Here is a 13,694-nt window from a genome sequence, read left to right on the forward strand (position 1 = left end):
CGCAAAGGGGACCAACGCGATGAGCGGTGGACAATCGACTTACACGCCAAAAACGAGGATCGAACGCTGGTTCGACGCACGCCTCCCGCTGCCGCGGCTGGTTCATGATTCCTTCATCGTATATCCCGTCCCGCTCAACCTGAACTACGCCTATACGTTCGGCGGCATCCTCACCATGATGCTTGCCTCGCAGATCGTGACCGGCATCGTGCTGGCGATGCACTATGCCCCCGATACGGGGCTGGCCTTCAATTCAGTCGAAAAGATCGTGCGCGACGTGAATTACGGCTGGCTGTTGCGCTCCCTTCAATTAAACGGGGCGTCGTTCTTCTTCATAGCCGTCTACATCCATATCTCTCGTGGCCTGTATTACGGGCTCCTACAAGGCCCCCGCGTGAGCTGCTATGGGTGCTCGGTTGCACCAACCTGCTGTTGATGATTGCGACGGCCTTCATGGGATATACGCTGCCCTGGGGTCAGATGTCGTTCTGGGGCGCAACCGTCATCACCAACTTCTTCACCGCGATTCCGCTGGTCGGCGACTGGTTCCACCAGCTGCTGCTCGGCGGTTTCGCCGTCGACAATCCGCGACATCGAGTTGATCCCGTTTATCGTCTCCTCGTCGAGCGAACCCTCGAACCGGCCATCGAACATCGTCTCTAGCAGCAGTTCGTCACTGCCTCTTTCGGACAACACGTCGATGATGCGTGCAATTCGCACGAACGGCATCGCCGACGACGGCGGGACAGCTCGCGACCGCTGAAAAATCGCCGCTTGTTGCGCGGATGGCACAGCGTTTTCAGGCCAAGTCAACTAAATTCGAACCGGAGCTGGAGAGCTAAGCGTCACCCGAGAGGGAAGAGTGGCGTCAGACGCGGTCAGCCTGATTGACACAGCAAGTGAAGCCGGCGCTGCGGCGGCTACAGCCCGGTTTTCCGTGAAGATAACGACGCGCGCCGAAGTCGCCGGTTGTCCCGCTTGGGCCGCCACCTTCGCCGACCAGCGAAAGGACCACCGTTACTACGAAATCGTAGAAGATACGCTCCGCGACCGCGTCGAGTATCGCTACTTCGCGATCTTCGACGAAGCAGGCTGCATCCAGGCCGTCCAGCCTTTTTTTCTTCTCGACCAGGACATTCTCGAAGGACTTGGCACGGAATGGCAGACGTGGTTGGCGCGCATCCGACGCTTCGTTCCCCGATTTCTCAAAATGCGCACCTTGATGGTTGGATGCTTCGCCGGAGAAGGACACCTCGCCGCATCAGACATGGTGCCGTCCGGCGAGATGGCGGGGATTCTTCGCCGCGAGATCGTCAATCTCTCAAGGTCGTGCCGGGCGCAGCTTATCGTCCTGAAGGAATTCCCTGCGCGCTATCGGCCGGTGCTGGATTGCTTCCTACGGCGCGGCTTCGCACGCGCGCCGAGCATGCCGATGACGGCGCTCAACATCGAGTACGAAGATTTCGACGCCTACTTGAAAAATGCGCTGCCGCGATCGGCGCGCTGGCAGCTCCGCAAGAAGTTCAAGGCAACCGAGGGTGAAACCCTTGCCCTCACCGTCACCGATGACGCTAAAGATAGCATCGACGAGATCTACCCGCTTTACCTGCAGGTCTTCGAGCGTGCGAAATTGCGTTTCGAGAAACTGACAGATGATTATTTCCGTCGGCTGGGCAGCGACATGGGGGATAAGACCCTCTTCTTTATCTGGCGCCGGAGTGGGAAGGTAGTCGCCTTCAGCCTCTGCATGGTCGAAGGTGACAGTCTTTTCTGGGAGTATGTCGGCCTGGACTATGCTGTCGCCCTCGACCTTCATCTTTACTACTACACCATTCGCGACATGGTGAACTGGGCGATCGCTAACGGTTACAGGCGGCTTCGTAGCACGGGTCTCAGCTACGAACCGAAATTCCGGATGCGGCACGAGCTCGATCCGCTCGATCTCTATGCGCGTCTTCGCTCTCCGCTTCCAAACACGATTTTCAGGCTGCTTCTGCCGTGGATCGTGCCGGCCTGTTACGACAAGACTCTGCGAAAGTTCGCGAACTATCGCGACCTCTGGTAGCAGGTCCGGGCAAACGCCACGCGGCGCGCGGCTCTGCCCAGGCGCTCGCCTTCGACCGGCTGGCGACGCTGCTCGCCCGCCCGCAAGGAGATCGATAGCGAGGCGGTCTGGGGCGCGAGAATTGGATCCGCGCAACAATAGCGCATTTCACCTAGCTCGCCGCGGGCAATCGCAGGGTCATTGTCGTGCCCGATCCGAACGTGCTCACGATATCGATGCTTCCGGAACGCCTCGAAACGCTGACGCCGCGCGAGCGGGAGGTCTCGCATGAAGTGGCGCGCGGACGCCTCAACAAGCAGATCGCCTTCGACCTCGGCATCAGCGAAGTGACGGTGAAGCTGCATCGCGGCAATGTGATGCGCAAGATGGAGGCCGCGTCCGTGGGCGAGCTGATCCGGGCATGGGAAACCCTGCCCGTACCCATGCGCGAGGCCGGCGCGATCAAGTCCGGCACAAGCCGATCGGCGCCTTCGCCCGCCAGGATCGGCGGAAGCAAGGGTCCCTTTTTCGGAATCGATGCATCTTGAAGGCCCGCAGCTCCAGACTGGGATGCGGTGCCTGCAGGACTGCGGCAACTAAGATGCAGGATCTGGGCCTCCGCCCGACAGATCATGCAGGATCTTCGCCAGCTCCGGGGCGCGTCGCCTAAGTTCGGTGAGGTGCACCAGCGAGAGTTGCTCGAGCAGCCGGTGCGCTTTCGGCGTGAGGCGGACATTCACCTTGCGGCGATCATCGGCCGCCGTCGCACGCTTGATCAGGCCGGCGAGTTCGAGCCGGTCGACAAGCTCGACTGCGCTGTGGTGCTGGACCATCAGGTGGCCAGCGAGATTGCCCACGGACATTTCACCATCTGTCGACAATCCGCGGATCGCAAGAATCGCCTGATGCTGCTGCGGAGTGAGCCCGTTCTCACGCGCCGCGCTCTCGCTGAAGCTCAGAAACTCGCGGATGGAGCGGCGGAATGCGGCCAGCGACTGATAGTCCGCGTCGGCAAGCTGCTCCTTCGTCCTTCTTGTGACCCCCACGGCGGCTCCTTGAATTATATCGTGGCGCGATATACTTTTATATCATTCAGGCGGGCCGCCAATGGCGGTGGCAATCGGCGACGCTGCCTTCGCGAGGCAAAGACATGTCCGACACGACATTCTCCGATCTGGACACAAGGCTCGAGCAGTTCGAGCGAAGGTTGCAAACACATCTCGATGCGCGGCACAAGCGCGGCGCCCTCACCATGGAGCACCAGCAGAAGATCGCCGAACTCGACGAAAAGGCAAGAAGGCTGCAATTAAAGCTCCACGAGAAGCTCAGCAGCTCACACGGCGTCGACTGGGAGTTGCTCAGGCTGGAGATGCAGCACGATCTCCTGCTTCTGACCAACAGCTTCAGGAACTGGACGCGTCGCCTCGACAGCAGGTTCGACAGGCCAGGCTGAACTTCCAGCGACTGCCGGGCCGGACCGGCCGCAGGTATCCATTTGTCGCTGACGTCGACCCATGCTTGGGCCGGGGAGCGCCCTGCAGGGTCTCCCCCCTTTTGGAATCCTGCCCCGGGCAAGCCGGCGATCGATCGACCGATTGCGCAGCAGGCGACGCGATGGTGGACTGCGCAACGTGGCGAGGCCTCGACCCGTCTTCCGCTGCTGGCGCACGTCGGCTGGCAGCGTCACGGCCTTCACGATCCTTTCAATTCGGGCGCACCCACACGTGATCCAGATGTGACGGAACCCGCTAGTTCCGCGGCGCGTTCGTTCCCCGGGCCGACGTTTAATCTGATTTGTGAGGAGAACGGCAATGAAACTTTCCTCAGGTCTCGTCGGGGTGACACTCGCCGCGTCGTTCGCGGTTGCATCTGCGCTGCCACTCGGTGCGGCTCCCCTTGCGATGTCGCAGCCCGCTACGGCACAAAACGACCTTATAGCTGTGCAGTATGAGCAAATGGCGCCGAAGAAGCCCCTCTCGCCGATGTTCAACACCGTGCCTGGAGACATCCAGATGCGCGGCGACATCGCGTATTTGAACGGGCATCGCGGCTATCGCGTGAAGCGGGAAGGCTATGTCGAGCATGAGGGCTGGTGGTTCCCCGCCACGGCATTCAGCGACCGGACCACGACCGGCTCGGTAAAGCGGCGCCATCCCTCTTCAGGAAACATGTGAACTGGCATGCCATGAAGCCCTTCGCCCGGCGGACAGCACTTGCACCGCGGGGCGCAAGGAATGCGTTTCGCCCTGTCAATGAAAGTGAGCGGCCGGCTACTGGCTGAAATCTAGATATACATTTCCCGATGACCTGCGCCATCTGCGCTCACCGGGGGAGGACGCGGAAACGCGCCCACGCGCAACCGGAATGCCCCTGCGAGCTGATCCAGCGGCCTTCCGGGCTGTTTTCCGGGGAAGCTATTCGTTTCCGAATGTGACGAGCGAACACAGCGTGACCAACCCCAGATCTCGAAGGAGATCGAGGGCTTGGAAAAATAGGGGGCGGTGACGTCTCCGACGGCTTGGCGCTCACGCGAAAGTGACACCACCGATGCCGGAATTGACGGCGTTTTGCGATGCTGTCCCAACCGATTCCAGGCAAACAGCCGAGACAAGTTCCTGTCTACATGCTAACCGCCGGTTGCATCGGGCAAGCTGCCCCTGGCGCTCCAAATTCAAATCCGGACAACGCGCTTGAATCGAACCATACCGCTTATTCTCGCGGTCGCCCTTTTCATGGAAAACATGGATTCGACGGTGATCGCGACTTCGCTCCCCGCAATCGCCACCGACATTGGCACCAGCCCGATCGCGCTGAAGCTCGCGCTCACCTCCTATCTGGTGTCGCTCGCGATCTTCATTCCGATCAGTGGCTGGATGGCCGATCGCTACGGCGCCAAGCGCGTCTTCCGGATGGCGATCGGAGTGTTTATCCTGGGCTCGATCGCCTGCGCCGTATCGGGATCGCTGCTCCATTTCGTGCTCGCCCGCTTCGGCCAGGGGCTGGGCGGGGCAATGATGACGCCCGTTGCGCGGCTGGTGCTGGTGCGTTCGACGGCCAAGCGGGATCTGGTCAATGCGATGGCATGGCTTACCGTGCCGGCGCTTGTCGGGCCGCTCGTCGGGCCGCCGGTCGGCGGCTTCATCACCACCTTCTTCACCTGGCACTGGATCTTCCTGATCAACGTGCCCATCGGCGTCGTCGGCATCTGGTGCGCAACCCGCTTCCTGCCCGACATCGAGCCGCTCGAACCCAGGCCGATCGACTTTGCCGGTTTCATGCTCTCGGCCATCGCCGCATCGGGTGTCGTGTTCGGCCTGTCTGTAGTGAGCCTGCCGGCGCTGCCGCCGATCGTCGGGCTCACAACTCTTGCGATCGGCGTCGTCTCCGGCGTTGCCTATGTGCGCCACGCCTGGCGGGCCAAGAACCCGATCCTCGACCCGCGCGTTTTTGGGAACCTCACCTTCCGCGCCGGCATCACCGGCGGCACGATCTTCCGCATCGGCAACGGCGCGGTGCCATTTCTCCTGCCGCTGATGTTCCAGCTCGGCTTCGGGCTCACGCCGTTCCAGTCAGGCATGCTCACCTTCGCCTCGGCCTTCGGGGCAATCATGATGAAATTCCTGGCGCCGACGATGCTGCGGCTCGGCGGCTTCCGCAACGTGCTGATCGTGGCAGGGCTACTCGCGGCCTCCTTCATTGGCATAAACGGCTTGTTCACACCGCAAACACCGCATCTGCTGATCATCCTCGTGCTCGTCGGCTCGGGCTTCCTGCGCTCGCTATACTTCACATCGACCAATGCGCTGGTCTTCTCGGAGATCGACGACAAGCAGGCCAGCCAGGCGACGGCGATCTCGGCCGTCGCGCAACAGATAAGCGTGGCGCTCGGCGTCGCCATCGCCGGCGTCATCCTCGAGGCGTTCATCTACGTGACCGGACAGCCGCTCGGGCTGGCTGCCTTCTCGACATCTTTCATGATCGTTGCCGCGATCACGGCAACAGGCGCCCTGCCCTTCCTGCAGCTCGCCCCAGACGCCGGCAGCTCCGTCTCCGGCCACGGCCTCGCGCGCGAAATACGCAACACCAGCGGGAGCGTGAGCCGCTCGGAGGCGGAGGGAGTAGGGCAATAGGGCAATAAGGCAATAAGGCCTGGAGAGCATTCTTGGACCGCCGAGCCGGCGGAGATCCGCCATTCCCTTATTCCCCTACTGCCCTATTGCCTTACTGCCCTATTGCCCTCCCTTTGAACCCCTTTGCCAGCAAATACAGCTCCACCGACTCATCGCGCGAGGCAGGCGGTTTGACGTGATGGACCGAGCGGAAATTACGCTTCAAAAGGTCGAGCAATTGCGCCTCGGTGCCACCCTGGAACGTCTTGGCGAGAAAATGCCCCCCCGGCTTCAGCACCGAAATGGCGAAATGAGCGGCGACCTCGCATAGATGCATGGTGCGGATGTGATCGGTGCGGCGATGGCCGGTGGTGGGCGCGGCCATGTCCGAGAGCACGACGTCGGGCTCGCCGCCGAGCGTCTCGATGAGCTTCGCCGGTGCGGCGTCGTCGAGGAAGTCCATCTTCAGCACGGCAGCGCCGGGCACCGGGTCCATGTCGAGATAGTCGATGCCGACGACGGTCGGTTTGTCCTCGGGCGAGCGTACGCGCTGCGCCGCCACCTGGCACCAGCCGCCCGGCGCGGCACCGAGATCGATGACACGTACCCCAGCCTTCAGCAGATGGTAGCGATCATCGATCTCGATCAGCTTGTAAGCGGAACGCGAGCGATATCCTTCCGCCCTGGAGCGCTGCACGTAAGGATCGTTGATATGCCGCTGCAGCCAGCGGCGCGAGGATTCCTTGAGGCCGCTCTTCTTCTTGATGCGCGTCTTGAGAACGCGGGTGGCGCCAGGCCCCGGCTTCGAAGGCTTGTCCTTCATTGCCGAACCCCGCGACGTTCGCTCCGCCACACGCCTACCTCCCCCATCAACTCGCTCAGTATGCCTTCCCGAAGGCCGCGGTCGGCGACGCGGAGCCTCTCGGTCGGCCAGACCGCGCGGATCGCCTCCAGGATCGCACAGCCGCCGAGCACGAGGTCGGCACGGTCGGCGCCGATGCAGGGATTGGCGACGCGAGCCGGGAAATCCCAGGACAACAGCCGCTCGACCATGGCGTCGACATTGCTGCGGCTCATCCACAGCCCGTCGACGCGACGGCGGTCGTAGCGATCGAGGCCGAGATGGACGCCGGCAAGTGTGGTGACAGTGCCGGAGGTACCCAGCAGATGAAAGCGCGTCCCCGAGGCGAGATGGCTGAGATGGTGGCGCTTTTCGAATTGCAGGAGCAGCGAGGCGACGTGGTCGACCATTGCGCGGAAAGACTGGGGAGTGACGTCGCGGCCGCCGAAGCGCTCGGCCAGGGAGACGACGCCGACGGGCAGCGACGTCCAGGCCACGATATGTTCAGCGAGCCGCGGCGAACGTGGCCCGGATACGTCGATCAGGGCCACCTCGGACGAGCCGCCGCCGATATCGAACAGGACGACCCCATCGGTACCCCGCTCGACAAGCGAGCCGCAACCGGAAACGGCAAGGCGCGCCTCGGTCTCGCGGTCGATCACCTCCAGCTCCAAGCCCGTCTCGTCTTTGACACGGGACAGGAATTCGGGGCCGTTCTCGGCCGAGCGGCAGGCCTCGGTCGCGATCAACCGCGAATGCCGCACGTGGCGGCTCGCGAGCTTGTCGGCGCAGACCTTCAGCGCATCGATGGCGCGGTCCATGGCCGCCCGGCCGAGCCTTCCGGACGTCGAGAGCCCCTCGCCAAGGCGAACGATACGAGAGAAGGCGTCGATGACACGGAACTGGCCGGGACGCGTCGGTATGGCGACGAGCAGGCGACAATTGTTGGTGCCAAGGTCGAGGGCGGCGAAGACCGGAGCGTCGCCGTTCCCCGTCCTTTCGGGATGGCCCCCTCCACCACGCTTCGTGTAGTCCAGGGCCGGGTCCCCAATGCTTCGCATCGTCCCGGCCTTCGCTGGGTTTTCGTCACGCCACCGGCGCGCCGAATTCGCTTCGCGAACAGGCTGCCCACTCCCCGCAGACGAAGGAGTATCCAAGGCGCGGCCGATTGCCTGGGAAGGCGCGACTTCGGCCTTCGGCATGCCTGCGCCATCGCGCGCGAAAACCTTGCGCCCGCGTCTGCGCTTGCGCCGCTTCTTGCCGCGCGGCCTGTTGTCGGGAGCGTGGCGCCCTTCCTGGACAGCACCCGCGGCCCCTCCCCGATGAGCGGCCCCATGAGGCACGGTCCCGCCGTTGACCGGCAGGGTGTCGCCAGACGCCCCGCCTGGCGGCGAGCCGCCTGTATCGGGGTCCTTCACATCAAATTCCTTCATGCGCGCGGTGCCAACCTTGCCGGATGGCCTGCGCGCAACGATCTTGTTGGTTGAGGCGATGTTAGCAGCGCCTGGGTGTTTCACCAAGGGTTGCAGCGCCGAATTTGCTCCGCCGGCAAATCGCGGCGGCCGGCGGCGATTTCTGCAGCCGCGACCGGAAAGCGGGTTTCGCTCGAGCAGGGATGCCGCTATGCCGCGAGAGCCAAGAGAGTTCCAGAAGGGTAATGCGTTGGAAAATGGCCGGCTTAGAGCGTGATCCCGGACCGAAGGTCAGCGGCAGCGAACTGCCGATTTTTCGGACAAGATTCCGCTGCGAAACAACGAGTTAGAGCAGGATGAATGATTCGACCCGAATTCATCCCGCTCGGGGCGCCGCGGTGAAGAAATATTTCTGGCCGGCGATCGGCGTCGTCGCGGTGGTGCTCTCGCTCTGGCTGCTTTATCGCGAAGTGCGCGGTATCTCCCTCAGCGATGTGTATGACGGCCTTGCCGCGATCCCACCACATCGCTACGCGCTGTCGCTCCTTGGCGCGGTCGTCGCTTACACGGCGATCGCCGGCTATGACCACATCGCGCTCGTCCATCTCGGGAGGCATGTGTCGCTCGCCTTCGTTTCGCTCTGCTCGTTCACCACCTATGCGCTGTCGCATAATCTCGGAGGCTCGGTGCTTTCGGGCGCCGTCATCCGCTACCGCGCCTACGCGACCAAGGGGCTGTCCGGCCCTGAGATCGGCATCCTCGTCGCCGTCTGCTGGTTCACCTTCGTGCTTGCGATGACCTTCGTTGGAGGCCTGCTGCTCGTCTTCCTGCCCGACTTCGCAAATCGTTTCTCCGATTCGCTTCCGGTCTCTGTTTCCGCGGCGACGGGAATCGCCGGCCTCGTCTTCGTGGCCGTCTACGTTTTCGGCAGCGCTCTGGGGTTGCGGCCGCTCAGCCTCGGACGCGTCCAACTGCACTATCCCCGCCTCTCGATCGTGTTCGCGCAGCTGACGGTCGGACCCATGGAAATACTGGGGGCAGCCGCGATCCTCTATTTCGCGCTGCCCAGCGAAGGCAATCCCGGCTACCTGATGGTGCTCGGCATATTCGTCGTCGCCTTCGCCATTGCCTCGATCAGCCACGCGCCAGGTGGGCTCGGCGTCTTCGAGTATGTCGCACTGGCGGGACTCTCCGACATGAACAAGGTGGGCGTGCTCGCCGCCCTGGTCGTGTTCAGGCTGTTCTACCTGATCATTCCGCTTATCGTCGCCATCATGGTGGTGATCGGCTTCGAGCGCAGCCAACTCAACCGAGCGACGCCGCCGGTTGGCTGAAGCGCAACATAACAAGTCCAATCCCCGGAAAGCCCGCGCGGGCAGGGTCAATCGGCGGGCGGGGGGCTGGGGAGTGCCGATTGACCACGCGCGGAGTTGAAGCCGGAGGCCATTGCCGGATCGTTAATCTCCGACAGACAATTTTAATGATCGGGCCCGCCAGCAGAGTTGTCCACAGTCGTGGGAAACCACGCGTCCTCCGCGGCGGCCGGGCTTTGCAACATGGCAAACCCTTGTCGCATTGCTCCGCATGACCTACCTACAATCTATCGCTGGCAACCATCTATGGACATCGTCGGCGGCTGAGAGACAATCACCGCGCTCCCGTCTGCTAGAAACGGGGAGCGCTATGTCGCCGCAATCCAATTTACGCATCCGACATTACCAGGTCTCGCCTTACGAGGCGGTCGTCAAAGCCAGTTCAGAACAGTGTTTGGAACGCTCGCGTCGCCTGCTGGCCGCAACGAGCAGCATGGTTGATCCTCGTGAGAATGGAAGGCCGCTACACATATTAAAGACGCCCACGATGCCCTGCAGACAATCGGGACCTGAGACGACCCTCTCCGGCCTGTCGGCGTCTGCCGATTTGGGCCATTCTATCTGGCTGCCGCACCGAAAGGCCGCTGCCGTTGCGGAAACGGCGGTCCCTCCGAAACCTGACAAATGACCAGGCTCGTCGGAAGAGTACTGCTGGCCGGCGAGTTTCAGATCCAGTTCGACAGGACGGTTTTGGTATCGGCGGTCTCGACCTGCTGAGAAAGCCGCTGGTGATAGAAAGTCATCAGCGCGTCGTGGGCCTCATCCGACGAACTGCAAAGGGCGTCCGTAACCAGCACGACCCGGTATCCTCGGTCGATTGCGCCGAGCGCGGCCGCAAGCACGCAAATGTCCGTCTCCGTGCCGGTTATCACCAGCGTATGCACGCGACTACCGGCCAGCAAATTCTCCAGTCTTCCTTCGGTCCAGGGCGAATAGACACGCTTGTCGATGACCTGCGCAGGCGGCGCGAAGCCGGCAAGCTCCGGAAGGAGCTCGATCATCTCGGGGCCGATAACTTGCTGCGTCACCGACGACCAGTGCTCGTAGTAGCGCCGCCATGTGCCGACCCCGTCACCGGCATGCTCGGCCGGCACGAAGCGCGTGAAGATCGTCGCGCTAGGACGCTTCTCGACAATGCGCCTGACATTCGGAAGCACCCGCTTCATCCATGGCGTCGCCCAGGGCGAGCCGTCGCCGAACAGGCGCTGCATATCGATACAAAGATGGACGCAGCCTGCGTCGAGAGGTCCGAAGGGAAGGCCGTCGGCCGACATGGAGCGAGCCCCGCAAGGAAGTTTCGTCGGTATTGAATTCGCGAGCGGCTCGTGCGTTCCAGAAACTCGTCTCGCGAACCAACTTCAACGGAAGGATCGTCGAGCGCTACAGCCCCCGGGCTTGGCCCGTGTTCCCGGGTATTGGTACGTCAGGAACCTTTGGCCGACGGCGGAATTCTTCGGAGATCAAAGTTGCCTTGAGCTCACTGAAGGGAGAATTCCATGGGACGCGGTATCCTGCTTTGGCTCCTTGGGGTCCCTATCCCGATCATCATTCTGCTCCTTCTGTTCTGGCGCTAGGGAGGAAGCAATGCCACACGCCGTTTCCGAACGCGGGGTTATCGGCGCCGCCGCGCCTGAGGAGTCTTCAAGAAGCGCTATCAGCTGGGGCGCAGTAATCGCCGGCGGTGTCGCGGCAGCGGCCGCAACACTGGTGCTGATGCTGGTCGGCTCGGGGCTCGGCCTGACCATGGTCTCGCCGTTCTCCAATCAGAGTGCTTCACTCACCACACTCACCGTTTCGACCGCGATTTGGCTGATCATCGTGCAATGGGCCTCGGCCGCGCTCGGCGGCTATCTCGCCGCCCGGTTGCGGGCCAAATGGGTCAATGTGCATACTGACGAGGTCTTTTTCCGGGACACTGCGCATGGCTTCCTCGCGTGGGCGCTGGCAACGCTGCTCGTCGCGGGCCTGCTCGGCTCCACGATTACCTCGATGCTGGGCACCGGCGTTCAGGCGGCCTCCAATGTGGCGGCGGGTGCCGCGATGGGCGGGGCCTCGGCAGCCGCGAACGGCAACGGCAACCAGACGTCGTACTTCGTCGATGCCCTGTTGAGGCCCGCCGATCCGACGAAACCGGTCGAAGGCGGCGGACAGGCAGCGGCTGAGGTATCACGCATCCTGGTCGCTTCCGCAGCATCCGGTCAGATGCAAGCCGACGACCGCGCCTATCTGGATCGGCTGGTCGCCGCCCGCGCCGGGCTTTCGCCGGCCGACGCCAAGGCTCGCGTCGACGCCGTGCTGCAGCGCGTGAACGCCGCTGCACAGCAGGCCAAGGAGGCGGCGGAGACGGCGCGCAAAGCCGGCGCCACATTCGCGCTCGTCGGCGCGCTGTCGCTCGTTATCGGCGCCTTCATCGCCAGCGTTTCGGCAGCGCTCGGCGGCCGGCTGCGCGATGAGAACGAAGGTGCGTTGATGGCATCCTGAGCGCCGGCGGAAACAGCGCGTCGGCGGCGCCAATCGAGGAACCCTGAGCTACAACAGTCGTTAACACTTCGTGATCTGCATATATGAACTGGACCGCCGATGCAGACCGAGCCGCTACGCGACGAACTGGAAGAAATGCGCCAACGCATTCGACTGTTGCGAGCTGAAATCGCCGATCTCAGCATTCCTGAATTGACTGACCTGGATAGCTTGCTTTCGGTTGCCGAGGCCGAGATCGAACGGGCGATGCCCCGTCCCGAGCGGCCTCCCCGCCGTTAGGGCGGCACGATCCTTTCGGATCGCCGCACCGCTCCCCAGGCTTGTCTGCCCACCCGATTTGTCCGAAAACCGCTAGGTCCTTCTCGGTCCGAGGCGCGAACTTGGAAGCGCATCGCCTCAATCACCCAAGCCTGCGTTGAAAGTCGCGGCCCGCATGCCTCCCGCCCCGAGCGGGTCGCGACGCGTAAGAGTTCGCAACGCCAGCCATTCAGGGCAGCATGCCGCCGCTTGAGGCGCACAGGTGGACCGGAACCTCCTGGGTGCCGAGCCGCTTTCCTTGTTGAGAAAGGAGGCCAGCCATGGTCGACGACAAGACGAAGAAGGGCAAGCGCGACCGCGACCGCGTCGCTGCCGGCGAGGAGTATGAAGTAAGATATCTCATGAAGAAGACCGGGATAACCGAAAGCCAGGCGCTGGCGCTGATCCACCGGTTCGGCAACGATCGCCAGACGCTCGAACGGGAGGCCAGGAAGCTGACGGGATGATGGATATTGGCATTCGGCTGGGCTTGACTATTTATGAGCTACGGCTAGAAGCAGGCTCATCCGATGGCCATATGGTGCCGGCCGCCCGGCATCCAACGCTGCGGCCCTGTTGGGGAATAGGTTAACGGTAGACCCGCGGACTCTGACTCCGTTAGTCCTGGTTCGAATCCAGGTTCCCCAGCCAAACCGGATGCCCTGTGGATAACTTGGCTCCACGAGCTTCCTTCATCGCTGCAGCTGCGGTTGCTTCTGCAAGTAAATCAAAGGGTTGTCTAAAGGACACACGAATCTCACCTCGGTGCCATTCGGAGTTCGACAGCACCAGATTCAGAAGTCTTTTTTTCTCGTGTGGAGCCTGCCGGGCGAATAGCTGGCGAGCGTTGCGGGCTAGCTCCAGAAGCCGCACACCATCCTCCATGTATGATTCCTCCGCCTCGCTGTGGCGCTCGATCTCACGTAACAGTCGGGTCTGCTCTACCCGCCACTGCGCCGACATGCGGTCATAGAAGGCGTTGTCGATCCGTCCGTCGAGCTTGTCCAGGTACATGGCATCCAGGCGCTGTTCGAGACGCTTGTACTTGAAGCCGCGCGGCAGCGATACCGCCACAGGAAAGCGGCCCATGACGCGGCCATCGATGCTTCAACGCGGACCAACGCGCTTGGAACTGGA

Annotated in this window: 13 protein-coding genes, 1 tRNA gene and 2 pseudogenes; 11 read left to right on the top strand and 5 right to left on the bottom strand. The window is 62.6% G+C overall.

The genetic code is table 11. The features are described 5' to 3' along the window. Nucleotides 1-19: 19 nt before the first annotated feature. From SAZ10_RS15415 to SAZ10_RS15425, 3 genes and pseudogenes are all read left to right on the top strand, one after another. Nucleotides 20-588 (top strand): annotated as a pseudogene (locus tag SAZ10_RS15415) (cytochrome b); the annotation flags it as partial. A gap of 274 nt (nucleotides 589-862) precedes the next feature. Next, nucleotides 863-2,065: a GNAT family N-acetyltransferase gene (locus SAZ10_RS15420; protein ID WP_318610159.1), complete on the top strand. Its 1,203-nt coding sequence runs from the start codon at nucleotides 863-865 to the stop codon at nucleotides 2,063-2,065. Between the two features lie 224 nt (nucleotides 2,066-2,289). Then, nucleotides 2,290-2,592 (top strand): annotated as a pseudogene (locus SAZ10_RS15425) (response regulator transcription factor); the annotation flags it as partial. A gap of 48 nt (nucleotides 2,593-2,640) precedes the next feature. On the opposite strand, the gene SAZ10_RS15430 reads toward SAZ10_RS15425, so the two are convergent. Next, entirely contained in the window at nucleotides 2,641-3,090 is a 450-nt protein-coding gene (locus tag SAZ10_RS15430) for a MarR family winged helix-turn-helix transcriptional regulator (protein WP_318610160.1), read from the bottom strand. Nucleotides 3,091-3,194: 104 nt separating this feature from the next. Between SAZ10_RS15430 and SAZ10_RS15435 the strand changes: the two genes are divergently transcribed. The 3 genes from SAZ10_RS15435 to SAZ10_RS15445 all read left to right on the top strand — a co-directional run bounded on the left by SAZ10_RS15435 (nucleotide 3,195) and on the right by SAZ10_RS15445 (nucleotide 6,174). After that, on the top strand, nucleotides 3,195-3,497 hold the full coding sequence (locus SAZ10_RS15435) for a hypothetical protein (protein ID WP_318610161.1): 303 nt from the start codon (nucleotides 3,195-3,197) through the stop codon (nucleotides 3,495-3,497). A gap of 358 nt (nucleotides 3,498-3,855) precedes the next feature. After that, complete coding sequence (locus tag SAZ10_RS15440) at nucleotides 3,856-4,218, top strand: hypothetical protein (RefSeq protein WP_318610162.1); 363 nt, start codon at nucleotides 3,856-3,858, stop codon at nucleotides 4,216-4,218. Between the two features lie 516 nt (nucleotides 4,219-4,734). Then, complete coding sequence (locus tag SAZ10_RS15445; RefSeq protein WP_318610163.1) at nucleotides 4,735-6,174, top strand: MFS transporter; 1,440 nt, start codon at nucleotides 4,735-4,737, stop codon at nucleotides 6,172-6,174. Nucleotides 6,175-6,265: 91 nt separating this feature from the next. Here SAZ10_RS15445 and SAZ10_RS15450 read toward each other — a convergent pair whose 3' ends face one another. Continuing rightward, nucleotides 6,266-6,976, bottom strand: a complete 711-nt coding sequence (locus SAZ10_RS15450) for an RlmE family RNA methyltransferase (protein ID WP_318610164.1) — start codon at nucleotides 6,974-6,976, stop codon at nucleotides 6,266-6,268. After that, nucleotides 6,973-8,427, bottom strand: coding sequence for a Ppx/GppA phosphatase family protein (locus tag SAZ10_RS15455; RefSeq protein WP_318610165.1), 1,455 nt, complete (start codon nucleotides 8,425-8,427; stop codon nucleotides 6,973-6,975). Before SAZ10_RS15455 ends, SAZ10_RS15450 begins: the two co-directional genes overlap by 4 nt. Before the next feature lie 335 nt (nucleotides 8,428-8,762). Between SAZ10_RS15455 and SAZ10_RS15460 the strand changes: the two genes are divergently transcribed. After that, on the top strand, nucleotides 8,763-9,740 hold the full coding sequence (locus SAZ10_RS15460; RefSeq protein ID WP_318610166.1) for a lysylphosphatidylglycerol synthase domain-containing protein: 978 nt from the start codon (nucleotides 8,763-8,765) through the stop codon (nucleotides 9,738-9,740). A 704-nt stretch (nucleotides 9,741-10,444) separates the two neighbouring features. On the opposite strand, the gene SAZ10_RS15465 is transcribed toward SAZ10_RS15460, so the two are convergent. Continuing rightward, complete coding sequence (locus SAZ10_RS15465) at nucleotides 10,445-11,053, bottom strand: isochorismatase family cysteine hydrolase (RefSeq protein WP_318610167.1); 609 nt, start codon at nucleotides 11,051-11,053, stop codon at nucleotides 10,445-10,447. A 310-nt stretch (nucleotides 11,054-11,363) separates the two neighbouring features. Between SAZ10_RS15465 and SAZ10_RS15470 the strand changes: the two genes are divergently transcribed. From SAZ10_RS15470 to SAZ10_RS15485, 4 genes are all read left to right on the top strand, one after another. Next, a complete protein-coding gene (locus SAZ10_RS15470) occupies nucleotides 11,364-12,260 on the top strand; it encodes a hypothetical protein (RefSeq protein WP_318610168.1) in 897 nt (298 codons plus the stop codon). 99 nt (nucleotides 12,261-12,359) lie between these two features. Then, nucleotides 12,360-12,539, top strand: a complete 180-nt coding sequence (locus SAZ10_RS15475; RefSeq protein WP_318610169.1) for a hypothetical protein — start codon at nucleotides 12,360-12,362, stop codon at nucleotides 12,537-12,539. 299 nt (nucleotides 12,540-12,838) lie between these two features. Next, nucleotides 12,839-13,024, top strand: coding sequence for a DUF3606 domain-containing protein (locus SAZ10_RS15480; RefSeq protein WP_318610170.1), 186 nt, complete (start codon nucleotides 12,839-12,841; stop codon nucleotides 13,022-13,024). A gap of 110 nt (nucleotides 13,025-13,134) precedes the next feature. Beyond that, a tRNA-Gln gene (locus SAZ10_RS15485) sits at nucleotides 13,135-13,208 on the top strand. Here the strand turns inward: SAZ10_RS15485 and SAZ10_RS15490 are convergent. Continuing rightward, nucleotides 13,176-13,646 (bottom strand): hypothetical protein, encoded by a 471-nt coding sequence (locus SAZ10_RS15490; protein WP_318610171.1) that lies wholly within the window; start codon nucleotides 13,644-13,646, stop codon nucleotides 13,176-13,178. The genes SAZ10_RS15485 and SAZ10_RS15490 overlap by 33 nt on opposite strands. Nucleotides 13,647-13,694 lie beyond the last annotated feature (48 nt).

Source organism: Mesorhizobium sp. BAC0120 (assembly GCF_033542235.1).
Classification (GTDB): Bacteria; Pseudomonadota; Alphaproteobacteria; order Rhizobiales; family Rhizobiaceae; genus JAWRCU01.

Excerpts from the sequence above, each read along its gene's own strand:
- SAZ10_RS15480 (WP_318610170.1), top strand. The coding sequence starts at position 12,839 with ATGGTCGACGACAAGACGAAGAAGGGCAAGCGCGACCGCGACCGCGTC.
- SAZ10_RS15455 (WP_318610165.1), bottom strand. The coding sequence starts at position 8,427 with ATGAAGGAATTTGATGTGAAGGACCCCGATACAGGCGGCTCGCCGCCA.
- SAZ10_RS15465 (WP_318610167.1), bottom strand. The coding sequence starts at position 11,053 with ATGTCGGCCGACGGCCTTCCCTTCGGACCTCTCGACGCAGGCTGCGTC.
- SAZ10_RS15435 (WP_318610161.1), top strand. The coding sequence starts at position 3,195 with ATGTCCGACACGACATTCTCCGATCTGGACACAAGGCTCGAGCAGTTC.
- SAZ10_RS15470 (WP_318610168.1), top strand. The coding sequence starts at position 11,364 with ATGCCACACGCCGTTTCCGAACGCGGGGTTATCGGCGCCGCCGCGCCT.
- SAZ10_RS15440 (WP_318610162.1), top strand. The coding sequence starts at position 3,856 with ATGAAACTTTCCTCAGGTCTCGTCGGGGTGACACTCGCCGCGTCGTTC.
- SAZ10_RS15450 (WP_318610164.1), bottom strand. The coding sequence starts at position 6,976 with ATGAAGGACAAGCCTTCGAAGCCGGGGCCTGGCGCCACCCGCGTTCTC.
- SAZ10_RS15460 (WP_318610166.1), top strand. The coding sequence starts at position 8,763 with ATGAATGATTCGACCCGAATTCATCCCGCTCGGGGCGCCGCGGTGAAG.
- SAZ10_RS15490 (WP_318610171.1), bottom strand. The coding sequence starts at position 13,646 with ATGGGCCGCTTTCCTGTGGCGGTATCGCTGCCGCGCGGCTTCAAGTAC.
- SAZ10_RS15475 (WP_318610169.1), top strand. The coding sequence starts at position 12,360 with ATGCAGACCGAGCCGCTACGCGACGAACTGGAAGAAATGCGCCAACGC.